The following is a 24,873-nucleotide window of genomic DNA, read 5'->3' on the forward strand; positions in this document are numbered from 1 at the left end:
GGAGCCTGACTCAGCGCCGGGGATTCCCAAGTCGGTCATGATCTGATTCAACATCGCAAACGGTGGGAGGTTGGCGGTGGCATCAGCGGTTGGGCTAAGGGACGATTTCGACGGGTCTGGTCTTCGAAGGTTGGCGCGTTTGAGCGGTGACGCCAATCAGGTCCGGCGGCTGCTGGCGCTGGCGGTGATTTACGATGGTGGTGCGCGGCACGCGGCGGCACAGGTCGGCGGCGTTGGTTTGCAGACGGTTCGAGACTGGGTGCTGCGCTTCAATACCAGCGGGCCCGACGGCTTGCTCGACGGCAAAGCCCCCGGTCCCCGTCCAGTGCTTGGCCCAGAGCATAAGCGGGCGCTTGCCGAGATCATCGAACAGGGCCCGGTCCCGGCGTCGCATGGCGTGGTGCGCTGGCGGATCGTCGATTTGATCCAGTGGCTGTTCGACGAATATGGTGTGTCGGTCAGCAAGCAGACGCTGAGCCGCGACCTGCGCGCCATGGGCTACAGGAAGCTGACGGCACGACCGAGGCATCATGCGCAGGCGGCTGACGCCATCGACGTTTTTAAAAAGGCTTCCCCGCCCAAGTGGCAGCGATCCGGGCAGCGCTCCCTGGCGGTACACCTATAGAACTGTGGTGGCAGGATGAGGCGCGGGTCGGCCAGAAGAACGGCATCACCCGGCGCTGGGCCAAGCGCGGGACACGTCCGTCAGCGCCGAAGGACCAACGTACCACCTCGGCCTACATCTACGGCGCCATCTGCCCAGCCGAGGGCAAGGGAGCGGCCCTGGTGCTCCCGCGCTGCAATACCGAAGGGATGACGCTGCACCTCGCCGAGATATCCGCCGCCGTGACGCCCGGCGCCCATGCCGTGCTGATACTTGACCAGGCAGGCTGGCATCTCTCGGCGGGGCTGATCGTCCCGGCCAACATCACGCTGCTGCCGCTGCCGGCAAAATGCCCCGAGCTCAACCCGGTCGAAAACGTCTGGCAGTTCATGCGCGACAACTGGCTGTCGAACCGCATCTTCAAATCCTACGACGACATCCTCGACCATTGCTGCTTCGCCTGGAACCGCCTCACCGATCAGCCGTGGCGCATCATGTCCATCGGACTGCGGTCGTGGGCCCATCGGTCCTGATCAGAGAGTCTTGGTATAAGTGGCAAGTTTCGGGAGAAGCGGCCGTTCACACCTTTGCTGAAGAACGGCGTGAGGTTGTCGGCAAGTGCCGCAAAACTGGGCTCGCTCAATGGCAGCGATGCTTATTTCTTTCCCCAAAAGCGGTCAGGTCCGCTGTCCACCAATTATTGCCATTCAGGACAGCAATCGGCACCGTTTGCGCGACACATAGCGCGATCAGATCGCCGCCATTTAGCGTGCGCGTTTACACCTCGTGAGCTTCTGTCGCGAAAGTCTGTTGCTAAACATTTTTGTTCTGATACAGTTTTGCGACATGCTGATTGGCTACGCCCGTGTGTCCACCGATGACCAAGACCTCAGGCTGCAACGCGCGGCCCTGAAGGAGGCCGGGTGCAAGCGGACCTTCGAAGAAAAGGTCTCGGGCGCACGCCGCGACCGGCCTCAGCTGGCCAAGATGATTGAGCAGCTGCGCGACGAAGACACGGTCGTGGTGACGCGGCTCGACCGCCTAGCGCGCTCCACCCGCGACCTGCTCGACATTGCCGAGAAGCTGAAAGAAGTCGGCGCCGGCTTGCGGTCGCTAGCCGAGCCTTGGGCAGATACGACCTCACCCGCCGGGCGCATGGTGTTGACTGTGTTCGCCGGCATCGCCGAGTTCGAGCGCGAGCTGATCCACCAACGGACCAGCAGCGGTTGGGTAGCAGCCAAGGCGAGGGGAGTACGCTTCGGTCGTCCGCCCAAGCTCACCTCCGACCAGATCGCGCTCGGCGAGCGATTGGTGAACGAAGGCACGTCGGTGCGTGAAGCCGCCAAGCTGCTCAAGTGCCACCATGCGACGCTCTACCGGGCGCTGACCGCTGCGGCGCTGACCGCATGATGCCGGACATTCCGCAAACCGACGCGCAGGAAGGAAAGGCCTAATGCCGATCCGTCCCGAGCACATATACCTATACCCGATCGACTGGCCGCAACTTTCGCACCATGTGCGCTTCGTACGGGCAAGGGGGTGCTGCGAGCATTGCGGGCGCCCTCATGGACAGAGAGTATTCCATCTGCGGGATGGTCGATGGTGGGACCGGAAGCGGCATTGCTGGCGCAACGGCAAGGGTCGGCGCGTGCGACGGCCGACGGAGAACATCCTGGCGCACGGTGCCTGGACGCCGGTGGTGCTGGCCTGCGCGCACCTCAACCACGATCCCAGTGACAGTGCACTCCATCAGCTAGCGGCCCTGTGCCAGCGCTGCCACATGCTTCACGATGGCCCGGAGCATCGGCGCAGGCGTTGGATGAACGCGCATTACCGGTGCGCGCTAGGCGACCTGTTTTACGGTCCTTACCCAGTGCTCGGAGCCGAGTGGATCACGCCCACGCCGATCAGCATGCTTGGTGGTAGCTCATCGCTTTACGCCTGGGTTCGGTGAAGAATGCCGATCGTAGCTGCCGAAAAGGGCTTCGAAAAAGGGCCGTTTTGTGAACAGTTTCCCGGGCCTCTTATGCTTATTCGCAATCGGTCGCGGGAAATTAGCGATAGAAGGTTGAAACCGGTGGATAAGCATCAGTGCTTGACCTCACCGCAATTTATCTAAATACTTGTAAACACGATTTATTCGAGGTCGGCGGCGGTTCCGATCGGACCCTAAAAAATCATATTACTTTCCGTTTTCAGGAGCTTATACCACGAACCGATCAGGTCACATACCGACGCTTATTCCACATCATAATAGTGCTCCAGCCTCGATGGCCGGAACAGGACGGGATAATTAATAGCCATGCGTAGAGCACAGCCCATGGACTTTAGAATCGTCGCTCCCGCGGGCTCCTCTACCTTTGCCGAACCGTACTAGCGGACGCGGCTATCAGAATGCGTTGATGGTGAACGGGATGCGAAGCGACGTCCTCACGTTTGCGGCGTCATTGGTTGCACCGACTTCGACATTCCAGTTGACTGTCGTTTTCGGACTGGTGCGATAACTGACGCCAAACAGGAAGCGGCCAAGCTGTAGATCACGACTGGTCGTGTCGATCGCTGGTCCCGGCGTGTTGTCCGTTGTGCTGAGCATTCGCAGCCGCGTGCTCGTGCCAAATGCCCAGGTATGTGCGTACCCAAAGCTGATCGACGTCCGCGGATTTAGCGATATCGCAATTCCCGCGCTTGCTGAGGGCGCGTCACCGGGGCGAACGCGGTCTACGAGCGTGCCCCCAATCTGACGACCGATATTGCGGCCAAAATTCCGAGTATAGCCAATTGTAGCGAATAGCACCGCAGGGTCGGACGGAAGGATGGCGGTCACATTGGGCGTGACGCCCCAAAATCCCGCTCCCGTGGCACCGCGCAAGGCATTACCGAGCGCATCGCGTGGCACAGCAAATGGGTCCGTTCCGGTCGGCGCTACGGCTTGAAGGCCAGCGATCAGATAGGGAGCGCCGCTTTGGCCATCGGTAATCTGATAGCGCACGCCAAAATCAATGTCTCCAAGGTTACGTGCGGTGACGGGGCTATCGATTTGGCCGGCGTTCGGACTCGTTGGGTTAGCAACCGGCGCAATAACCGACTTGTCGGATCGATAGACAAACGGGAACCGGCCGTTGATTTCAAAACGGCTGGTCAAGCCAAGTCGTGCAACGACGGCGGCCGTAAGAACGTCCTGGCGGCTTTGATTGATATCAAATACACCGATCAGCACCGCTTCGGGTATCTGAACGCCTCGGAAAACTACATCGCTGCGATCAGAGCGCGCATATTCCAGATCACCTTCGAGCGTCAGCTGACCCGCTTTAGTGATAATGCCCCCTTGTTCTGACAAGACCGCAACTTGGACCTGCCGTTGATCGACGGGTGCAGAGCCAACAGATTGAACTCCGTTGCTAAGAACCGACGCCGACTGTGCGACAGCCGTCGGCGGAGCAGGCGGTGGCGAGGCTGGCAAGGGAACCCCGCCGGGCGAAAGAGTGGAAGCGGTACCGGTTACGGCTGATGCGCCGGCGGGGCCAAGCCGGGCCTCAAGGGACATGATCCGCACCCGCTGTGCCTCTAGCACCTTTTGCTGCCTGTCGAGCTCTGCTCTCTCTGCCGCTAAAGCCTGGCGCATCTCCGCGATGCTCGGCTCGCCAGCAGTGGCCACACCAATCTGCGCAGACGCCGTACTCGATGTGATCAAGCTGACCGCTACAAAACCTAGCGCGCACGCGCCGCTGCCCCGCCCCATTTCCTTCATATCCATCCCCTTTTCTCGTCTATCGCGAGCTTGATTAGCGTCGGCTTGCAGCGTCGGCTGCAAGCCGATTGACCATTAATATACCACCTGACAATCCAGCAGGAATTCCAACTAGATCGACGTTGACCGAGCTGACGGTGTCGATAACCCGGTTACTCGCGGTATTGGAAACGACTGCTCCGGTCGCTTGACCAACAAGATGATCGACCTGAACAGAGGGTGCAACCAGCGTCACACGTGCGCCGCGGTCATCATTTGCAAGCGAAATTACGCCCGAACTTGCAGCTACTGCGGGACCGTTCGCCACCACGGGCACCATCGTCTGGCCTGCGGCGTCGAGCCAGCCCGACGTAGGACCGGAGACCACGTTCACCGTCATCGGCGCGCTTGAGCTCGACGCAACAATGGTAGTGCCGGTAGGGGAACGGCCCACGGAAACAGTGGGGATCATTCCGCTGCCACCTGTAATCACTGTCGTGGTTGTTGGTGCGGTAGCGGGGCTATTGGTGCCATCGGTGTAGACCCGAATGCCAGGGTTCGGCTGTTCGCTGGTGTAGATGGTGTGCAATGCCAGGACACCGTCGATCCGCGTCTGAATGTCGATGCCGACGGCGACATTCAGTCCGTTCGGCAAAAGTACACCGCCGCGCATCGTGGCAAGTTCTCGGTCGGGGACTGGCAGCGTGCTAGTTTGCGAAATTAAAGGAGATGCCGCGACAAGTAGCGCAGTGACGAACGACATATCAGAACTCCCCTGATTGCGGTCGGGTGAGAGCAAGCGCCGCTAGATCGAGGGGATCCCCTCCAGGGAAAACATAACCGCGGGGCGCTCGTACCTGATCTCGCGCCATATTAAAATGCGCTTGAGCGACCGTTGACCGACCACTGACAATAAAGAACACACCATTCCATTGGCGCTGAAAACGACGAATGCTTTCGCGCCGAAGTCCAAGCGATGGATCGCCAAGCAGGAGGGTATCCTTATCGATGCCCTTGACGACTACAAAATGGCGATAACCATTAAAATTGATAAGAGCGATACCGGGGATTTTCGCATCAGCAATCTGCGCAAGGCTGACTCTATAACCATCAGCAGCAAGACCTCGCGCGGCAAGGTACCGCTTCATGTCCAGAAGCGAAAAACCGAGGCGCTGGATCTGCGCCCTGTCGCCGTCATGCCACATTCCCAGAAAGACGCTTTGCTCATTCTGGGGATCGTCATAATGATAACGAAGCAAGGTCGCCAGCGCTGCCGATCCGCAGCTGAAATCATATTGTTGGCGAACCACAGTTTCGAACCTGCGACCGATCAAACTAGTTACCGGCACCGTAAAGTTCAGAGAAGTAGAATAATTAAGGGGAGCACCGCCTTCAGGCAATGGTATACTTGAACAGGCCGACAACGTCGCTGCCGCCCCGAATGATACCTGACGCCAAAAGAAGGCTCTTTTCATCTACCGATTAATCGCGACGTTAACGTTTAGTGAGGAGTTTATCGAAACATTGTTACCGGTATTCGCGCTCAGTAGCGAAAGTCCGTTCAGGTTTTGGAACGAGCTACTATCGAAGTGGATAGTCCCTGTCTGTGAATTTCCGGTAACAGTATTACCGCTCACAACGCCGTTATTCTGAGCGTTGACGACCTGAGCAAGATCGGCCTGTCCGGTGACGACCTTCAGATCTGCGTTTTCTACCGGATTTACCGCACCAAACGGGGCAACCGAAGCTTCGGCGATAACCGGAGATACGGGTGCTCCGGGTTGTATTTGCGCGTTAGAAACTTGTGGCGAAAGCGCCACAATTGCGACGAGTATCGCAATAGCTCGAGCGTGCGAATTTTTTACCATTTCAGCCTCCGAACAAAGGAAGAAATGGGGCAGCACACTGCTGCCCCGTTCCCTTCGCTTATCGTGCTCCGAGGTTGATCGTGCCAGCGGAGACGCTGACATTGACCGCCGAATTCTGCGATGCCGCAGCGCCGGTGTTCATGTTCAGTGCTTGCGTGCCGGCAAAGTTCTGGAACGCGCCCGCGCCCGTGCTCAGGCTGTTGTTGATCGAGCCATCGCGGCTACCCGAAGGAGCGGCATAGTTTACCCGCACGCCGGTTACATAGCTGGCAAGTGTCGCGGAGGACACAACAGCGCTGTTGCCGAATGCGTTTGACGTTGCTGCCGTCCCCGTCCCTGCGCTCGCCACGGGTTCAAAGCGCATCGACGTGTCCGAATAACTCGCGTTACCGCCGTTGGCTACCGATCCAGTTCCGCCGTTCGATGCGCTGGTCTTCACCGATCGATCCGAATTATCGGTGGTCGACAGATTGCGATTGTCGTTGGCGGTCGAGCCGTTGTTGGCAGCGACCTGGGCGCCGTTTGCCGAACTGGTCGTGGTCGACCGGTTCGAATTATCGGTGCTCGACATATTCCGGCTGTCGCTGGCGCTTCCGCCATTGTTGGCAGCGACCTGCGCACCGTTCGCGGAGCTCGTCGTCGTCGACCGATTGGAATTATCGGTGCTCGTCGAAGACATATTGCGATTGTCGCTCGCCGTTCCGCCGTTGTTGGCAGCGACCTGGGCGCCGCTGGCAGCGCTGTTGGTCGTGGTCATCCGCGAATTGTCCGTGGTCGAACGGTTCGAATTGTCGGTCGATGACCGGTTCGAGTTGTCGGTCGACGACATGTTGCGGCTGTCGGTCGCGGACGATCCACCGTTTGCGGCAACCTGAGCGCCACTGGCGGCGCTGCTCGTCGTTGAACGGTTCGAATTGTCCGCAGTGTTGTTCGTCGTTGAGCGGTTCGAGTTGTCGGTCATTGTGGACGAACGATTCGAGTTGTCCGTGGACGTCGTAGACCGGTTGGAGTTGTCGGCCATCTGCGTGTTGTTAGAGGTCGACATATTGCGGCTGTCGCTTGCCGAACCACCATTATTGGCGGCTACCTGGGCACCCGACGCACTGCTGGTCGTCGGGGTGTTGGTGGTCGATCGATTGGAATTGTCGGTGGACTGGGTCGTCGTCGACATGTTCCGATTGTCTTGTGCGGTTGCACCATTGTTGGCTGCAACCTGGGCACCGGCAGCACCGGACGAACGGTCCGAGCTATCCGAAACGTTTGTCGATCGGTTCGAATTATCGGTCGATGTCCGTGCCGAGTTATCGGCGTAGTTGGTCGAGTTATTCGCATTGTCGGTCGTCGTGCGCGCCGAGCTGTCCGACACGTTGGTCGAGTTATTTGCGTTGTCAGTCGAGGTCGACGTTGGGTTGTACGATGCAGTCGTCGAGCTGGTTGGGTTGTATGAACCGGTCGCGACACTCCCGCCTGCGATCGTGCCGTTATTCGTATTGGTGTTGGACGGTGTCATCGTCTGCGAGAGTGCTGGCGTCGCGATTGCGAGCGCGCTGGCCGAAGCCGCCAAAAGAGCCTTTTTCATATCGCCTCCTAAGACCGGCTTATGGAGCTGGCCTTTTGACCGCCGATCTGAGCGAGATACGCGCCAGATTGAGAAATGGTTCATCTGGGATTAACCTTATTTTAAACCCTTTGTTTGCCGCAACTTGAGACGGAGAAACGGATTAAACGACCCGGTTGAGAACCGAGCAGTTTGCGATACGTTCTCTAAGAGCGCGTTTGAGAAGGGTGCCTGCTCACGTCCAACGGCGTAGCAAGGTGGCGGATAGAAGCCATCGGTCGGCTCGTTATATTAGCCACCTTATGAAGGGGCGTCAGTGATCCGCAGAATGTTGGTGCCATCGTTGGCCGGGACGGCTCTGGGGTTACTGTGCAGCCCTGCGCTCGCCGCCAACAGTCCTGGCGATGGATTCAAGGTGGTGAGCTACAGGCTCGCGCTTGCCCCGGACATCCAGAACAGGACCGTCGCGGGGCGTGAGAGGATCACGCTGCGAGCGACGATGGATGGCGTTCAACGGCTGAACTTCTCTGCCAATGCTCTCGCCATCGAGACTGCAACCCTCGATGGCGTGGCGCTCGCCCACATCGTGGAAGGCGATGTGCTAGGCTTTGATCTGCCCCGGCCGCTCCGACGCGGACAGACCGTAAAGCTGGAATTGTCCTATCATGGCCGCCCTACACGTGGGTTCGCCGGCTCGGCGACGACACTCTACACCAACTATTTTGCCTGCGACTGGATGGTCTGTTCCCAGAACAAGTTCGGCGAGAAGGCGGCGTTCTCGGTCGATCTGCGTGTCCCGACCGGGATGACTAGCCTGTCGGTCGGAAGCATGATTGCAAGGCGACCGCGACCGGACGGGACCGAAATCCATAGCTGGAAAGCGCCTCGGCCATACTCGGCTTATCTCTACGGCTTTGCCATAGGTCAATTTACCCGGGTCAAAGAACGGGCCGGGTCAAAAACGCTTATCTATCTGAGCGACGCTGCCGACACGGGCGAGCTGAAACGACGCTTTGCAGGGACAAGCGAGGCGGTCGCCTTTCTCTCCGCCAAGGCGGGCGTGCCGCTTCCCGTCGCCGACTATAGCCAACTTCTGGTCGGGGGTGATGAGGCGCAAGAAGCGGCGACATACTCTGTCCTCGGCACCGATGCGCTGCCAACGACGGTAGATGATTCCTCGGAGGATTGGGCCATCGTACATGAACTCACGCACCAATGGTGGGGCAATCTGATCACGTGCGAAACGCTTAGAGATTTCTGGTTAAACGAAGGGATTACGACTTTCATGACGGCTGCGTGGAAGGAGCATCGCTACGGCCGCGTCGCCTACGAAGCTGAACTCAATGTAGCGAGGAGCCGGCTCGAAAAGGCGTGGGCGAAGGGTTTCGACAAGCCGCTGGCCTGGGACGGCACCTACCCGACGTTGGGCATCCGGCGAGCGATTCAATACAGCAAGGGCGCGCTGTTCATGGCGCAGCTTCGGACCACGCTCGGCGATGTCGCGTTCTGGTCAGGCCTGCGTCGCTACACCCGTGACCATGCGGGCGGCACGGTTACGAGCATTGATCTGGAGCGAGCGATGGAGGCATCAAGCGGCCAGGACTTGCATTCGCTGTTCGCCGAATGGGTGTTTGGTGACGGCCTTTTGGATCGGCATCGGGAATAGCCGGTGGCATGATGTTTCCCGATTCCTGCTCCCGATCGGGACGGTAGGGGCGTTTAGCATACGATTCCGAACATGCTCTAACTGGTCCCCGTTTGGCTTAAGAAAAGCTCGTTTAAAGTCGCAATGCTCAGCTGGGGTGCGGTGTCTTCTTGCGCCCGAGCCCGATCGAATAGGCTAGTGCGCGCCGAATTTCGGCGTAGGCCGGCGCTACCATGGGGTAGTCCTTCGGAAGATTCCACTTTGTACGATATTCGTCGGGAGACATCCCGAAATTCGTGCGCAGATAACGTTTTAACAGCTTCAGCTTCGCGCCATCTTCCAGGCACACTAGGTAGTCTGGCTTGATGGACGAGCGAACCGGGACTGCCGGCTCTTGCTTTGGTGCCAACGGCGCGACCGAACTAGAAGTCGCGGTAAGCGCTGAAAAAACACTCTTGATAAGATCCGGCAGATCAGCCGTAGCCGTGACGTTGTTGCTGACATGCGCAGACACGATATCCGCGGTCAGAGCAATTAGATTGTTCTCGGGCATTTGTTAACTCCGAAGGGAAACGGCGCAAATAGCAACACCACTGTTGATGTCTATCCTCTATATCACATCCAAGACGTCAGACGGTATGTCCTAAAAGTGCGTCGTAGGTAGCCTGGAATTTTGATTGTCGACTGCCGGGGCAAAATTTCAGAGGACAAGGGCTTGCCCAATTAAATTTAAAAACAGCACCCCTCGCGAGAACCCTACAATGCTCTTCGACGTGACATTTACCATTGCTATGACCGTGCCAATTAGCACTGATATCTACATTTACGTTCGCTGGGGCCTTCTCGCGCCTCAAACGCCAACCGGACCTCCAACAGGCCGTCTCTCGCTGCCTCAAGGCCCTCAAAGAGCACCTTCGGGCTTATTTGGCTCTCCAACCGCTCGAGATTGGAAATCGGTGACGCCCACCGCGCTGTTCACGACTTTCTACACGGTCTGTTATAGTTGTGCGACATGCAGCACCCACGTTTAATCCAAAGTTGACCGGCGAATCATGACGATTTTGGCCATTCGAAGAGATCGATTACTGTGGGAGAGGCGGCCAGAGCGGCTCCCCACGCCGTATAGGGTGCGACATTAGGTAGGCCAAGGTGCAGCACGCTGGTCAATTGAACCCAGACAGGCTCTGACTCCGCCACGAGAAAGCTTCTGCTGCCGCTGCTATCCTCGACCGTTAGTGCGAGCACGAACTGCTCGATCTCGGCCTGTTGTATTAGGCCGGCTGCGATCCCCGTGATCGTGGTCCATGGCATGTCGCGGGGCACGCCATCCACCCGCGCAACGAGGCCGGCTTTGCTCGCTCCAGTGATGATGTTGCACGCACGCAGAGGGGGTGGTGAGGGTGAGCCTAGCACAGTGCAACACCGAGGATCGTCAGCTCACCAACCAGGATCTTGGCGACGCCAGGACCAATGATGGTGTTTGCGCTGCCTAGCGCTGTTTCAATGGTGTCGCCTGGAAATGCGATCTCAATCACGTGTGAGTTTGGGACAGGAAGGCCATCGGCGTCTAAGACGAATGGACGCGGCATGATCTGGACGCGGTACTGCATGGTGCAATTATAACGCGTCCAGCTGTCGGATTGAGGGGAGGCCGCTGCCTATACCGCTGTTGCCAGGGGTAGTAAACAGACGGACACCGCAACGTCCGAAACTCACAAGTTTTGCATCAATGGAAAAGCGTCCAAAACCCGACACTTCCATGATGCATAATTCGGCGCATGATTTACGGCTATGCGCGTGTCTCATCCAACGGGCAGGACCTAGCGCAGCAGCTCGCCTAGCTCGACGGGGCCGGCTGTGCGAAAGTCTATCGCGAGAAGATTAGCGCGGCGACGGCCAAGCGGCCCCAGCTCAAGCGCGCGATCGGGGCGCTCGATGCCGGCGACGTGCTGATGGTGACGTCCACTGATCGTCTCGCACGCAACACCCGTGACCCGTTGAACATTCTCTATGCGGTGAAGGAGGCTGGTGCCGGTTTCGGCTCGATCGCGGAGCCGATGGTGGATACCACCTCACAGTTCGCCGAGGTCATCATCGCCGTGCTGGGTGTGGCGGCAAGCTACGAGCGCCATCGTATTACCGAACGCACGGCTGCCGGCAGGGTCCAGGCCAAGGCCCGTGGCGTAAAGTTCGGGCGGCGTGCTGCCCTTACCCCTCACCAGCAGGCTGAGGCCCTGCGACGGCTCACAGCTGGCGATACGCAGCGCACTGTCGCTGCCTTGCTGGGCGTCGACCAGGCGACGATATCGAGATTGTCTCGAAAGCAGAACTGAACGTCTAGAGTTGGTGGTGGGTTCAACGACGTCGCCACACGCTCTGCAAACATTTCAGCCGACGTCTGATACATCAAGGTCTTTCTGGGGCGCTCGTTGAGTTGGCGGGCGATGGCGCTGAGTTTGGCTTGGCTGAGGAGCGACAGATCGGCGCCCTTGGGCAGATACTGGCGCAGCAGGCGATTGGTGTTTTCGTTGGTGCCGCGCTGCCACGGGCTTTGGGGATCGCAAAAATAAACGTCGACCTCGGTAGCCAGGGTGAAGCGCTGGTGATCGACGAGCTCCTTGCCGCGATCCCAGGTCAGCGACTGATAGAGTTCGCGGGGCAGTTTGCGCGCCTGCTTGATCAGGGCCGTGACGACGCTGGCGGTCTCCTTGTTCGCGACCTTGGCCAGGATCACATATCGTGACTAGCGTTCGACCAGCGTCACGATATGACTGTTCCGCGCGCCCGAGATGAGATCGCCCTCCCAATGTCCGGGCACGGCGCGGTCCTCGACCTAAGCGGGGCGTTCGCTGATCGATATCGCATCCTTGATCTGGCCAAGCCCGTCGCGCTTCAGGCTCGCGTGGCGCGAGCGGCGGATCGTGCGTTTCGCCCGGAGATGCTCGAGCAGCTCCTTATTCAAGACGCCACGCGCCTGGATGAACAGGCTTTTGTAGATCGTCTCGTGTGACACGCGGTGCTGCTCTTCGTCCGGAAAGCTGCGCTCGAGCCAGCCAGCAATCTGCTCGGGCGACCAGATGCGCTGCAGCTTGCGCGATACTGTTCGGCGTAAGCCCGGATGGCAAGCCAGCTTGCACGGCTTGGGGCGCAGCGCGTGGTCCCACGCTGCCTGATCCGAGACGGTCCCGCGATACTGATCCCGACCGCCACCCCGCCCGACTTCCCGGCTGATCGTCGAAGGCGCCCGACCAAGCTGGGCTGCGATCGCTCTGAGCGAGCTGCCGGCGACAAGACCTCTGGATATCTCCTCGCACTCGCTCAGGCTGAGGGCTCGTCCCGACCGCCTGCGCTCCGCCGGACGAATGCCGCCCAAAGGCGAAAGCACCGAGAAAATCGACGACGACTGCCGATCAAACAAGCGGCCGATCGAACTCATCGACTCTCCGCGCTGCCACCGGTCCCAGATCTCGGCTCGCTGTGCCGCCGAATAATAAAACCGCTGACGCTGCTTCATCCCCCACACTCCTTCTCCTCAAAGAATGAAGTGTTGCGACCACCCGTTGAACCCACTGTGGGAAGCTGACGTTCGCTACAAGCGGCCCCAATGTCGAGGTTTGGTAGTTAGAAGTCGGGGGACAAGCCATCGAGATCAAAACGTCGGATCCAATTCAATGCACTTTCTCCTTCCCAGACCTGTAGGATAGCGACCCAATCTGCGGTAACGGAATTTCCAATGCAATTGAAACCATTTTTCCCAAGATGAAATGGTGGATCGTCGTACGCTTCTTCGATGATCAGGCCTGTTTTGATATCGAGTGGATAGCCCAGAACTGGCTCTACAATATTCTTTTGCAAGAAGGCGCTTGTTCCAAAAGCGACATCGAATTCACTATTACAATATTCGCAGCGTGTCTTAACTAGCAAGTTGGTTGGGGCGTAGGCAGCTTCGCTTGGATGATAATCACAATATCGCGGAATGCCTTGAAACCACCATTTTGGTGGCTCGCTGATACGATCAGTGATGTCCATTAAAGGATAGTACATGTCGATCCACCTTGTTTCATTGCTGATTACGCCAGATCTTGAGCAAAAAGAAGAGGGCGGGAATGTCTGCAAGTGATGACGTGGACGGCTCTCCACCCCTCGCGCAGAATGATCTGTGGAGAGCCGGAAGGAGAACCACGATGGGGAACGTCAGGACGATCGGTCTGCATATCGCAAAGAACGTATTTCAGGTGCATGGGGTTGATGCTGATGGCACGGCTGCTGTTCGCCAGCGCCTGACGCGCGGGCGCCTGCTGAAGTTTTTCGCTAAGCTCCCGCCTTGCCTGGTCGGTATCGAAGCATGCGAGTCGTCGCACTACTGAGCGCGAGAACTGGTCGCGCTCGGGCACGATGTGAAGCTGATGCCGGCGCAGTACGTGAACACGAGATGCGCGCCGACCGCTCTGGAATGAACGAAGCGCTGGGGTTGGTCGATCGAGGCCCGATAGGTGAGCGCAACCACCGGACCGACGCCGGGCGCAGTCATCAATCGCCGGAACACCGGATCGTGCCGGACCGTGTCGAGCAGCATCTTGTGGAGCGTGGCCAGCTGCTGGCGCATTACCCGCCGCACCGTCAGCAACGGCTCGACGATCGCCGCCAGTCGCGGAAAGCCCTCGACCAGGTGACGGATCCGGGGCTCGTAGCCTACCGTGCTGACGACACCGACCTTGAGGCCAAAGTTGCGGAGGGTGCCGCGCATGTCAGACTCGATGTTGATCAGCTTGCGCTGGACGAGCTTGCGGCTGGTCAGCAGCATGCGCTGCTCCTGCGCGGCTAGCGTCTTCACGTGCACCGGCTTGAACAGGCCGACCCGCATCATCTGGGCGATCCGCGGGCATCGTTGCGATCGGATTTGTTGATCTGCTGCGCCTGCAACAGCGCCTTCATGTGTCGCGTCTCGACGCAGATGACCGGTAGGCCCACCTCGGCGAGACCGTTCACCAGCCACTGTGACAACGGCCCGGCCTCGATACCGACTCTCACGTAATCGCCACCGACCGACGTCAACAGCACGGCAATGTCATCCGGCTCGGTCGGCACCTTGCGCTCGCACACGACCTTGCCGGCATCGTCTACTACGCACACCGACGTCTCCTTTACCGAGACGTCCAGACCCACAAAATGCGCCATCGCTCACACTCCTTCCCTCGATGCACGAGGTCAGGCTCGACATCGATCCAGGCATCGTACGTGAAGGGGCTGCAATCTCATTTGCTCTCGAAATGCAGCCGCCGCGATACACCACCTTTCGACCAAACTGAACGTTCACGCTCGTCCACTCGGCCTCATTGGCGACTTTTTTTTACTGTCGTTTGCCCTCGGATTCCGGCCGTTTTGACGATGCATTTAGATTTTGCAGTTAGATTTCGCCTCAGAGGAGTCCGACTTGATACGTCTTATTTACATCAGCACCGCACGGGCTACATTATCAAGCGCTGAGCTTGATGGCATTTTACGTACTTCACGCCGGAACAACGCCGCCGTGAACGTCACAGGACTACTGATAGTGGGCGGGCGTCGATTCCTACAGACGTTGGAAGGCCCATCGAGTGCCGTCATGCAGACATATGAGCGCATAAAAGGCGATGCGCGTCACTTCGCTGCGGTTATACTAGATAACCGCCCCATTACAGAGCGCAGCTTCCCTGGATGGGCAATGGGGCATCAACCCAGTGGAACTTTGCGGGGCGATGCCACGATTGCAAAAGATGTAGCAGCGTTAATCGCTCCGATCACAGATCCCACAGTCCGAGTCTACTTTGCTGAGTTTGCAAGGAAGCACGCTACCTAAGTCGTTGTTATATCAGTCGCAATGTCTGCTTAGACGATGCTCTTGCGCAAACTGCACGTTCCGCTTTCCATCAAACTCAGCCATTCGCCACCAACGATACGCATCAGATTTCTACATCACAAAAACCCCGTTTTTCACCGATCCCAGCCTAATGCAGAACTTGTGAGTTTGCATCATCGCCGGTCAGAGGCAGCCTTCCTCTTGATAGGCCCACGTATCGCCGAGAGCGTCCGGTTGTCCGCAGATCGCCAATATACTTGCGCCGCGACGTTGCAGACAAAACTGCCCTCGATTCGCGTGGCTCCATACTCCCCATTTTCCTGGAACCACGTCGGCTTGAAGCCTTGAGATTTCAGTTCATTAGAAAGCTTCCAAATTGGGGTGCCTATGGGGAAGCGCCCATGCAGGCGGCTATCAAACTGAGCCGAAGCAGTTTTCCATTTCGAGTCGAGGTTTGCCGTCAGCGCCGACGTTCCGCGCCATGTTGTCCACCATAGCGCTATGGCAAATCCGGCAATCAAACCCACTGCTACCGCGGCAACCAATCTACCCGATAATCTGGCCTGTCGCATAACTGCGTTCCTAGTCGATATTCGAAAGGCTACGCAGGTGACAGCTTCCCGGCAATGCAGCTGGCGGGATGGCTCTGATGCAAAACTTTTGATTTTTGCATCAGGGATGACCCGGTCTGGTGGAAAGAGGACATTGCTCCGCAGCCCAAATTCTGTGAGCGTCTGCGCTTGAGTCCTTCGGCCGAGCGGCCGATGAACCAATGAGTCGGGGTGGAGCGGTATAAGGAGCGCGAAGGTTGCAACTGTCAGACCCGTGAGGAGGGCAGCATGAAAGTCATCCGGTACTCCATCGGCCTCGCTTTATGGGGTTTAATCCCCGCATCGATCCTTGCTGCACAATCGGCTGATGACAAAACCCCAATCGTGGTGGTTGCGCGGCCTGAGCCTCGCGAAAAGACAGTGCGGCATTTGGTAGACCATATGACAGCTATGACGAACGGTCAGGTGGCGCGCTTCACGACGTCAGTGTGCTTTGGCGTAGATGGTTTCGTCGCCCCACATGACGAGACGGTAAGGTACCGTCTCGAGAAAGATGCCAGGCTTGCGAAGCTCGACGTTCGGGCAAAAGGCTGCAAGCCCAACGTGATGATCGTTCTCGTTGATGACGGCAAAACGCTTGTGAACACGCTGTTTCGGCAGAGGCCTAGGTTATTCGCCGATCAATCGCTGAATGAGCGTCGAACACTCATGAGCGAAACGGGGCCAGTCCGGGTTATTACGACAACTGATCTTCGCGGAGCCGAGGGGCAACTTCCGAGCAAGTTTGGGCCACCCGGAGTGAATATCGCTGGGGCATCTTACTATCTTCCGGTGCAGTCTGCATCAATCATAGACGTACCGATGCGACAGGACATTCTGTGGTCGATGATACTGATCGATAATTCTGCCGTACTGGGAAAGTCGTTGAAGCAGATTGCCGATTACGCAGTGATGCGGACACTCGCACGACTTCGAGGTGTAGAAGCGGTGACAAGCGAACCTACCATTCTCAGCTTGTTTGCTCACAACGCGCCATCGCCGCCGGCCGAACTCACTACCTGGGACCGCGGTTATCTTACCGGACTCTACGAAGGAAACGCCAACCGAGCGGGCTACGCAAAGAAGGCAGAAATCGCGGAGGCGATAAACGCTCGCATTCGCGAAAAAAGTAAAATCAATATTGAGCCCCAGTCCGATCAGTGAATGCATGGTGCCAAGACAAGGGTCTTGCTACTCATTCCCAGGCAGCTTTCGTTCTCGGGCATTTCTACCCCGTTTTGCCTGCCGGTCGGCTTTCACCAACGATCGCCACGATGTGGATGTCTTAACGTCGCGACGAGGTGGAGAGCGGCACGTCTGCTTCTGGGAACCGGGATAGCGATAGCCAACATTGCGTGAAGCTGCTGCCCTTCTCGAAAAGGATGGTGAAGTGGGAAAGCGCAGGCATTTCCGAAATTCGGCCCAATCGCTAAAATGGGAAGGTTTTGACGTCTGTGCGCGGTGTCACAACCGTTCGAGACTGTTGAAAAACATTGACCACTTAGGATAGTTGCGCCCTGCTGTAATTCCCTAGCGAACAGATACCTTGGAACGATATATTCGTGCTTCTGTCGCCGATTGAATGCACGATTGTGATACTTCTTGCATACGGACCGAGTTTTTCAACAGTCTCGAACGGTTGTGACACTCGGCGCACGGCGGCTGCCGCCCACTCCCGGCCGTTCGGGCAACCCGCAGCAGTCCCGTTTCGCCATGTCCAGCGGGCCATTTCGGGAAAACTCAATCGGGAACAGGTATCGGGAAGCGATCTCGCCAGACGCATCCCGCCCGGCTGTCCCGACAGACGTTCGTTTGCGGGACGGGCTGATACGCTTGGCGCGTCTTCATGCCTTAGCCCGCGACACGCCGCACCGCGCCCGCTAGGCAGGCGTAATGTTGCTGGAGGCAAGAGGACCGACGCTGACGCGAACCCTGTTCGTCGTGTTGGGTACGCTTGCCCTCGCACTCCGTCTGCTGTTCCCGTCCGGGTTCATGCCGGGCACCAGCCTCGCCCAGCCGATTGTCCTTTGCGATGGCCAAGGCGTGATGCCTGGCATGACGACCGCCATGTCGGGGGGCGGGCATCATCATCCCGGCAAGGCGCCGTCGCACGGCACTACGGACCACGAATGTCCCTTCGCCGGCCTCGCCGCGACGCCTACCACTCCTGATCCACCAACAGTCGCGGCCGATCCGGTCGTCGCCGTTGCGGTCGCGTACATCGGTCGCTCAATCTTCACAGCGCCCGGTCGCGGCCTCGCCGCGCCCCCGCCGCCGTCCCACGCCCCACCACCGCTCCCTGCCTGAACGCCGCCGACCGATCGGGTGATCGGTCGGCTCACGCGCGCGGGTGTCGTTCCGCGCGCCCGTTTCCGTGCGGAGCTTTCCATGACCATGCCATCCATCGGGCATCCGGCATTCGCCGGACTTCCCGCCTCCATTTTGCTTGCGTTGCCGACACCTATAGCTGCCCAACAGACATCCCCACCCGCCAGCACACCGCCGGAGGACATCCTCGTGACCGCGCGCCGCCAGACGCAGACGATCGAGAACGCTCCAGCCTCCACCGCATCGGTCGACGCCGCGACGATCGAGACGACGATCAACGCCCGCAACGTCGAGGACACGCTCAAGTACCTGCCGAGCCTGGTGGTCCGCAAACGCCACATCGGCGACAGCCAGGCTCCGCTCGCGACGCGCACCTCGGGCTTGGGCGCATCGGCGCGCAGCCTGATCTACGCCGACGGCGCGCTGCTGTCGGCGCTGATCGGCAACAACAACACCACCGCCTCCCCGCGCTGGCAGCTCTTGTCGACCGAGGAGATCGCGCGGATCGACGTGATCTACGGGCCCTTCTCCGCCGCCTATCCCGGCAACTCGATCGGCGCGGTGGTCAACATCACGACGCGCCTGCCCGACCGGTTCGAGGCGACGATGACCGCCGGCACCAGCGTGCAGGAATATGACCAGTATGCCACGCATGGCACCTATCCCGCCTATCAGGTGGGCGGCACGGTCGGTGATCGGTTCGGGCCGCTCGCGCTTTTCGCCAGCGCCGATCACGTCGACAGCCGTGCCCAGCCATTAGGGTTCGCGACCGCGGTGGTACCGGCCGCCGTCAGCGCGACGGGCACTGCGACCACGGGCGGCTACGACGACCTCAACCGGACCGCCCAACCGATCCGGGTGTTCGGCGCCACCGCCTTTGAGCATCAGGTGCAGGACCGCTTCAAGCTGAAGGCGGCGCTCGACCTCACGTCGTCGCTGCGCCTCACCTATGTCGGCAGCATCTTTCTCAACGATACGAACGCGACCAGCGAGACATACCTGACGGGCGTGGCGTCCGGCTTGCCGATCTATGCCGGCAGCATCAACAACGCCGGCCGCAGCTACACGCTATCGCCTGCGACGTTCGCAGGGCAGACCTACCATACCTATCAGCGGCAATGGTCGCACAACTTGTCGTTCGACGGGCACACCAGCCGGTTCGACTGGCAGGTGATCGGCACGGACTATGTGGTCGGCAAAGACCTCCAACGCATCAGCAACACGGCGCTGCCCGCCGGCGCGACGAGCGGGGCGGGGTTCATCACCGACTTGGACGGCACCGACTGGCAGACGCTCGATGCGAAGGGCGCTTGGCGTTCGGATGCGGCGTCGACCAACGTGCTCAGCTTCGGCCTGCATGGCGACTGGTTCGCGCTCGCCAGCAACCGCTACAACACCGCCGATTGGGTCAACGGCGCGGAGGGCACGCTGAACCTCGAAGGTAGCGGCCGGACGCGGACCTACGCGGTATGGGCGCAGGATGCTTGGCGGTTCGCCGGCCCCCTCACGTTGACGCTCGGCGGACGCTACGAATGGTGGCGGGCCTACGATGGGGTCAACTACTCGCAGATCCCCGCGATCGGACCGATCAATCAACCAACGCTGTCGAGCAACCGACTCTCGCCCAAGGCGGCGCTGGCGTGGGAGCTCGGCCCGCACCTCACCTTGCGCGGCTCGTTCGGCCAGGCGTGGCGGTTCCCGACCGTGGGCGAGCTGTACCAGATCGTCACCTCGCCGGTGCCGTCCGTGCCCAATCCGACGCTCAGGCCCGAACGGGCGCGATCGGAGGAGCTGGCGCTGGAGCAGCATGACGGGCACGGCACATTGCGGGTATCGCTGTTCAACGAGGTCGTGGACGACGCCCTGATCTCGCAGACCGGGCCACTTGCAGGCACGGCGCAGCTCGGCACCTACGTTCAGAACGTCGATCGCACGCGCGCCCGTGGCCTCGAGTTGGCCGGGCAGCGTACCGACCTGATCCGCGGCGTCGATGTGCAGGGCAGCCTTACTTACGCCGACGCGATCACCAGTAAAGATACGGTGCTGCCCGCCGCAGTCGGCAAGCTATTGCCTTCCGTACCGCGCTGGAAGGCGACCGGGGTCGTCACCTGGCGGCCGTTCGACGCGGTCGCGCTCACCGCCGCCGCGCGCTACGCCAGCCGCAACTACGGCACGATCGACAACAGCGACCCTGTCGGCAACACCTACCAAGGCTTCTACAAGTACTTGGTGGTCGACCTGCGAGCCGAGTTCCGCATTACGCCGCACATGCAGCTCGGGCTCGGCGTCGATAACGTCAACAACGACCGCTACTTCCTGTTTCACCCCTTCCCGCAGCGCACGTTCGCTGCCGACGTGAAGATCACCATCTGACACTTGCGGCGAGACGGCGCAACCGTCTCGCCCCACTGGGGAACCATCATGCGATCGAGACACCTTGCCCTCGCGGCTTCGCTGGCTGGTATCAGTACCGCCGCCATCGCACACATTACCCTGGCCGAGCCGAGCGCGCCGGCTGGCAGCTATCACGCGGCCTTCTTCCGCGTCTCGCACGGCTGCGCCGGCTCGCCGACCCTGGCGATCCGCGTCGAGATACCCGCGAACGTCACCGTAGCGCGGCCGCAGCCCAAAGCCGGGTGGACGGTCGCGATCGAGCGAGCACCCCTTCCATCTCCAGTTCGCAGCGAGGGCGGCGAGATGGTAAACGATCGCGTAGCCGCGATCACCTGGACCGGGCAGCTTGCGCCCGACGAGTTCGATCAGTTTGGGGTCATGCTAAAGCTGCCGGACGCTACGGGTCCGCTCTACTTCCCGACAATCCAGCGGTGCGTGAGTAGCAGCACCAGTTGGACAACGATCCCCGCAGCCGGTCAGGCATGGCACTCGGTCAAAACGCCCGCGCCGGTGCTTGAGTTAATCAAGCCCAGTGCCGGCGCCATGAGTATGTAGCTCACGTCCTCCGCTCATAGTCTTAACTCATTCCCATAACTGGATCGAGATTTGAGAATGAGCGCGGCTTCTCGAAACCGGTCAGGGTAGTAGTATGGGAAACGATCGGAGCGGATCGCGAACGACGTAAAGTGGTAGGAAGCAATCGTTCGCCTTTACGAAGCGAGATAGGGGCGCGGCCTAACCCGCCGGGCTTTTTCGTGGTATGGGCAAGACATCGCCACCTATCATGCCGCGAGCAGGATGGCGACTGAGGGCAAAGACTGGCTCCCGCTTGCACGTGGAGCACCAACATGGCCGAACCCGAAGATATGGCATTTCTTGTCTTGCGCGAGCGACAATCCCGCGAGTTGGCAGCAGTGCCGGGAGATGTTGCGGTGCAGCGTGCGCACCTAGGCATGGCGGACCGCTATGCCGCCCGCATATACGTTCTAAAGTCCCAAACCCTTTAAGTCAGACACGTATATTGTGAGCGCCTTTCAGCCGCCGTCAAGGCAAGCTCCTGGTCTTCGATAAGAAGCGTCTACCCTTTCGGCGAAATCCGATGTTCGCTTGCCCATGCTCTCACGATGCCGATTGCCCCCCGCCAGCCATGTGGGTTACCATCCCCTCGGTGAGTATGGGGGATCGCATGCGGAAGATCATTCTGGCCGTGATGCCGTTGGCGCTGCTTTCAGTCGGTTGTCATCGCAAGCAGAAGGTCGAGGAAACAGCGACAGCTACCAACGTCACGGCGGCGACTGTTTCAGCGAGCCCGGCTCCACCTGCTGCAGCGCCGATGCCGGCCGATTTCTCGATCGACAATGTGCCAATCTCGAATGCGCCGCTCGGCAATTCCCCTTCTTCGGCTGGCCCGCAAACTACGCGCCGCAGAATACGCCGAAGGAAGTCGGCTTTGGTCATTTTCCGTTCTGGACTGGCAAGGCCTTCAACGACATCGAGGGCCAGACATTCATGGTCACTCTCGACGCCGCCCCGAACAAGCAGTTCTCCAGCTATGAGCTGCAAAAAAATATGCAGACGCTTTTCCAGCAGGCGGGAGCGGTCAAAGTTTTCGAGGGTAAGATACCGTACGATACGTTGAAAGCACTGCCCGACACCGTCAGAAGTGAGATCTCGCCTGGTCTTGGGGACGCCTATAACGACCCGGTCGAGACCTGGGTTATCCATCGCCCGCATGACGCCATCTGGATCAACTATTCGACCAACACGGCGCAAGGTGCGTTCGCCGTCGTGCAGACTAAACCGTTCGTGCCGACAGCGGTGCTGCTGCCCGCCGACCAGCTTAAGACCGCTCTGGACCAGATCGGCAAGGCGGTGATCCACGTCAACTTCGCGACCGACCAGACGCAGCTTCTGCCAACCTCAGGTCCGCAGATGGATGCTGTGATCGCGCTCCTCAAGGGCGATCCGTCGCTTAAGCTCGCGATCAATGGCTACACCGACGACACCGGGTCCGACGATCACAACGTTACGCTTTCGGATGGTCGCGCGAAGGCCGTGCAGGCAGCGCTCGTCGCAGCCGGCATCAAATCCGACCGCCTCCAAGCCAAAGGCTATGGCCGCATGATCCCGGTCTCGAATAACACGGACGAAGCAGGCAAGGCTGCCAACCGACGGGTTGAGCTGGTTAAGCTGTAGGCCGTCCCTAACTCGTTGGCAGAAGCTGCACGCCGCTACTAGTTTGCGCAGATGGTCTGCGAGGCAGCACCTAACCCATTTTCATCTGAACGGTTGTGGCACCGTTCAACAAATGGCGGTTTCCTGCGCAACGCTGCCGTCAGCCCGTTCTCGAAACCCATGACGTTCGGGATTTCATCGAGCCGCCCGCTAATCGCCGTGCATCGAATTTGTGCATCGTGGAAGCGGCTGCATTTCCGCCGTTCTTTATAAACAACCGTTTGGCATCCAATCGTAGGCTCACGCCGGCTCCCCTGGTACGGGTAGAAATGCCAAACGATCAGCCACCCGCACCTATTCGACCTTGGCGTGATAGCCTCACGCTGGTGGTAGTGGTGTTCATCCTATGGAACGCGATCATTTTGTGGCTGCTCTACACCGGTGCAACCGATCACGAAGTTGGCAACGATGCAGCCGGTGCAGGCATGGGCCGAGGATTTCGTGAGATATTCGCTACGGCAAGTGCCATCGGGATTGCCGTGCTCGCACTGCCTGCCATTATCGTCCAGCATCGCGGCGTGCGCATTACTTTTATCGGGCTACTTGGCATCGCGAGTTGCCTGACGCCAATGATGCTCTGACAAGCATCGTGACTTTTCCACAAACGATCTAGAACTGGGAAAACCACTCCCCCCCCACGCATCGTTGCAGCAACGGCATTGCTGTGTTATCATAACAACACACTGACTGGGGGGCGCAGGTGGCGTTGGAAGAGTATCGGGCACCGCCCAAGGTAAAGCTGGCGGCGCTCTGGGCATCCACGATGTTCTGCTACCTCTACGGCGACTATATTGCCCTCTACGTCGCCGGCACGCTGGCGGACATGAACCACGGCAGCATGGGGCCGTTGGGCCACGCGACACCTTACCTCCTGACGGCGACGTCACTGATGATGGCGGTTCCAAGTCTCATCGTGGCCCTGTCGCTTCTGCTGCCCGCGCGCATACTCCGTTGGACGTGCATCGTCCTCTGCCTGTTCTACACGGCTATCATGGCGGGCAGCATTCCCGGCTCGGAACCGTTTTACAAGGTGCTGGCGGTGATCGAGATGGCGCTGACATTGGCGATCACCGTCATCGCGGCCCGTTGGCTCAGCGAGGTCCAACGTGGCTGAGACTGCGCCGGCACCGTCTACCGCACGCCTCACGGGCGCGCTTTACCTTGGCACGATCGTGTTCGGATTGTTTGCCGAGGTGGGATCACGTGGATCGCTGATCGTCGGTAGCGATGCCGCCGCCACAGCCCGCTCCATCCTTGCCAACGAAGCACTGTTCCGTGCCGGCCTCGCCGCCGATCTTGCGATGCTGGCCTGCTACGTCGGGGTGACGACACTATTCCTCGACATGTTCCGCTCCGTCCATGCCGGCGTATCGCGGATGGCGGCTGCCTTCAGCCTGATCGGTATTGCCGTGCTGGCGGCCGATACCCTGCTGCTGCTCGTCCCCCTGCGGCTGCTGGCGGCGCCCCCCTATCTCGCTGCGCTGGGATCGTCACAACGCGATGCGGTAACGTTGCTCGCGCTCAAGGTGCACGGCGACGGCTATGACGTGAGCCTCGTATTCTTCGGCATCTACTGCCTGATGCTGGGCTGGCTAGTATGGCGCAGCGGCTTCCTCCCCAAGACGATCGGCGCACTGATGGCGCTGGCGGGCGCGTGCTACATTCTCAACAGCATCGCCAATCTGGCGGTGCCTGCCTTCGCCCGCATGCTGTCGCCGCACTTGATGGACCCGACGCTAATCGGTGAGGTGACATTGGCGCTCTGGCTGCTCGTATTTGGCGCAGGCAGGCGATCCAAGCGCGACCGCTAATTACTCGACGCCGTTTTCCCGATTGGGAACTTCGCACGGGAAGCCCGCTCATTACGCCCGTGCGCCCGCCCTGCCTCGGCACGGTTTCCCCAAAATCCGTTCCCAATTCAAATTCTCAAAATTTCGCTCCGCATACGGAGTTATGAGAAGGAGTAGCCATTGGAGGGCGGCCCCGGCCAGAAGGCACTTTAGGTGTTCAACAAACCGACGAGACTGCTGAAAAACCGGAACCCGTTCCGCGCCGGTGAGACGGCAAGCAACAAAAATGCGGCTT

22 protein-coding genes and 4 pseudogenes are annotated in these 24,873 nt (G+C 59.5%); 17 read left to right on the top strand and 9 right to left on the bottom strand.

The window, feature by feature from the left end:
- Positions 1-76: 76 nt before the first annotated feature.
- Together RI03_RS22965 and RI03_RS19120 are read left to right on the top strand one after the other, a co-directional pair.
- Positions 77-1,137 (top strand): IS630 family transposase gene (locus RI03_RS22965; protein WP_170318413.1). Its coding sequence is split into 2 segments (ribosomal slippage): positions 77-569 and positions 569-1,137, totalling 1,062 coding nucleotides; the frame shifts between segments, so codons are not numbered across the junction.
- 313 nt (positions 1,138-1,450) lie between these two features.
- Complete coding sequence (locus RI03_RS19120; RefSeq protein WP_010219283.1) at positions 1,451-2,014, top strand: recombinase family protein; 564 nt, start codon at positions 1,451-1,453, stop codon at positions 2,012-2,014.
- 979 nt (positions 2,015-2,993) lie between these two features.
- Here the strand turns inward: RI03_RS19120 and RI03_RS24810 are convergent.
- The 5 genes from RI03_RS24810 to RI03_RS24815 are packed head-to-tail and all read right to left on the bottom strand — an operon-like array spanning position 2,994 to position 6,563.
- Complete coding sequence (locus tag RI03_RS24810; RefSeq protein WP_138995746.1) at positions 2,994-4,358, bottom strand: transporter; 1,365 nt, start codon at positions 4,356-4,358, stop codon at positions 2,994-2,996.
- A 28-nt stretch (positions 4,359-4,386) separates the two neighbouring features.
- Positions 4,387-5,094, bottom strand: a complete 708-nt coding sequence (locus RI03_RS23780; RefSeq protein WP_138995747.1) for a hypothetical protein — start codon at positions 5,092-5,094, stop codon at positions 4,387-4,389.
- 1 nt (position 5,095) lies between these two features.
- Positions 5,096-5,806: a C39 family peptidase gene (locus tag RI03_RS22975; protein WP_081504277.1), complete on the bottom strand. Its 711-nt coding sequence runs from the start codon at positions 5,804-5,806 to the stop codon at positions 5,096-5,098.
- Positions 5,807-6,235, bottom strand: coding sequence for a hypothetical protein (locus tag RI03_RS23785; protein WP_138995748.1), 429 nt, complete (start codon positions 6,233-6,235; stop codon positions 5,807-5,809).
- A 22-nt stretch (positions 6,236-6,257) separates the two neighbouring features.
- Entirely contained in the window at positions 6,258-6,563 is a 306-nt protein-coding gene (locus tag RI03_RS24815; protein WP_238542455.1) for a hypothetical protein, read from the bottom strand.
- Between the two features lie 31 nt (positions 6,564-6,594).
- Between RI03_RS24815 and RI03_RS24820 the strand changes: the two genes are divergently transcribed.
- From RI03_RS24820 to RI03_RS19155, 4 genes are all read left to right on the top strand, one after another.
- Positions 6,595-7,074, top strand: coding sequence for a hypothetical protein (locus RI03_RS24820; protein ID WP_232283648.1), 480 nt, complete (start codon positions 6,595-6,597; stop codon positions 7,072-7,074).
- Positions 7,075-7,122: 48 nt separating this feature from the next.
- Entirely contained in the window at positions 7,123-7,512 is a 390-nt protein-coding gene (locus RI03_RS19145; RefSeq protein ID WP_010219287.1) for a hypothetical protein, read from the top strand.
- On the top strand, positions 7,513-7,872 hold the full coding sequence (locus RI03_RS19150; RefSeq protein ID WP_010219288.1) for a hypothetical protein: 360 nt from the start codon (positions 7,513-7,515) through the stop codon (positions 7,870-7,872). It abuts the gene before it with no gap.
- 303 nt (positions 7,873-8,175) lie between these two features.
- Positions 8,176-9,423, top strand: a complete 1,248-nt coding sequence (locus RI03_RS19155; RefSeq protein ID WP_238542456.1) for a M1 family aminopeptidase — start codon at positions 8,176-8,178, stop codon at positions 9,421-9,423.
- Positions 9,424-9,550: 127 nt separating this feature from the next.
- Here RI03_RS19155 and RI03_RS19160 read toward each other — a convergent pair whose 3' ends face one another.
- Complete coding sequence (locus tag RI03_RS19160; protein WP_026046881.1) at positions 9,551-9,955, bottom strand: MucR family transcriptional regulator; 405 nt, start codon at positions 9,953-9,955, stop codon at positions 9,551-9,553.
- A gap of 1,225 nt (positions 9,956-11,180) precedes the next feature.
- On the opposite strand from RI03_RS19160, the pseudogene RI03_RS19175 reads away from it, so the two are divergent.
- Positions 11,181-11,735, top strand: a pseudogene (locus RI03_RS19175) (recombinase family protein).
- 26 nt (positions 11,736-11,761) lie between these two features.
- On the opposite strand, the pseudogene RI03_RS19180 reads toward RI03_RS19175, so the two are convergent.
- A pseudogene (locus tag RI03_RS19180) lies at positions 11,762-12,916 on the bottom strand (IS30 family transposase); the annotation flags it as partial.
- Between the two features lie 107 nt (positions 12,917-13,023).
- Positions 13,024-13,446, bottom strand: a complete 423-nt coding sequence (locus RI03_RS23790) for a hypothetical protein (RefSeq protein ID WP_138995749.1) — start codon at positions 13,444-13,446, stop codon at positions 13,024-13,026.
- Between the two features lie 140 nt (positions 13,447-13,586).
- Here RI03_RS23790 and RI03_RS24825 point away from each other — a divergent pair.
- Positions 13,587-13,766: pseudogene (locus tag RI03_RS24825) on the top strand (IS110 family transposase); the annotation flags it as partial.
- A gap of 56 nt (positions 13,767-13,822) precedes the next feature.
- Here the strand turns inward: RI03_RS24825 and RI03_RS24830 are convergent.
- Positions 13,823-14,580, bottom strand: a pseudogene (locus RI03_RS24830) (IS110 family transposase); the annotation flags it as partial.
- A 256-nt stretch (positions 14,581-14,836) separates the two neighbouring features.
- Between RI03_RS24830 and RI03_RS22990 the strand changes: the two are divergent.
- From RI03_RS22990 to RI03_RS19225, 9 genes are all read left to right on the top strand, one after another.
- Positions 14,837-15,241, top strand: a complete 405-nt coding sequence (locus RI03_RS22990) for a BLUF domain-containing protein (protein ID WP_010219296.1) — start codon at positions 14,837-14,839, stop codon at positions 15,239-15,241.
- A gap of 839 nt (positions 15,242-16,080) precedes the next feature.
- Positions 16,081-16,995 (top strand): hypothetical protein, encoded by a 915-nt coding sequence (locus RI03_RS19195; RefSeq protein WP_138995750.1) that lies wholly within the window; start codon positions 16,081-16,083, stop codon positions 16,993-16,995.
- A gap of 729 nt (positions 16,996-17,724) precedes the next feature.
- Positions 17,725-18,138 (top strand): hypothetical protein, encoded by a 414-nt coding sequence (locus tag RI03_RS22995; protein WP_010219298.1) that lies wholly within the window; start codon positions 17,725-17,727, stop codon positions 18,136-18,138.
- An 81-nt stretch (positions 18,139-18,219) separates the two neighbouring features.
- On the top strand, positions 18,220-20,532 hold the full coding sequence (locus RI03_RS19200; RefSeq protein ID WP_238542457.1) for a TonB-dependent receptor: 2,313 nt from the start codon (positions 18,220-18,222) through the stop codon (positions 20,530-20,532).
- A gap of 48 nt (positions 20,533-20,580) precedes the next feature.
- The gene (locus RI03_RS19205; RefSeq protein WP_010219300.1) at positions 20,581-21,108 is read left to right on the top strand and encodes a YcnI family copper-binding membrane protein; all 528 of its coding nucleotides are present in this window, start codon (positions 20,581-20,583) and stop codon (positions 21,106-21,108) included.
- A 576-nt stretch (positions 21,109-21,684) separates the two neighbouring features.
- Positions 21,685-22,749, top strand: coding sequence for an OmpA family protein (locus tag RI03_RS19210; RefSeq protein WP_170318419.1), 1,065 nt, complete (start codon positions 21,685-21,687; stop codon positions 22,747-22,749).
- Between the two features lie 95 nt (positions 22,750-22,844).
- Positions 22,845-23,369: a hypothetical protein gene (locus RI03_RS24835; RefSeq protein ID WP_238542458.1), complete on the top strand. Its 525-nt coding sequence runs from the start codon at positions 22,845-22,847 to the stop codon at positions 23,367-23,369.
- Between the two features lie 119 nt (positions 23,370-23,488).
- On the top strand, positions 23,489-23,902 hold the full coding sequence (locus RI03_RS19220) for a DUF6326 family protein (protein ID WP_010219302.1): 414 nt from the start codon (positions 23,489-23,491) through the stop codon (positions 23,900-23,902).
- Positions 23,895-24,599, top strand: coding sequence for a DUF4386 domain-containing protein (locus RI03_RS19225; RefSeq protein WP_010188134.1), 705 nt, complete (start codon positions 23,895-23,897; stop codon positions 24,597-24,599). Before RI03_RS19220 ends, RI03_RS19225 begins: the two co-directional genes overlap by 8 nt.
- Positions 24,600-24,873 lie beyond the last annotated feature (274 nt).

This window comes from Sphingomonas sp. PAMC 26621, assembly GCF_000251145.1.
Taxonomy (GTDB): domain Bacteria; phylum Pseudomonadota; class Alphaproteobacteria; order Sphingomonadales; family Sphingomonadaceae; genus Sphingomonas.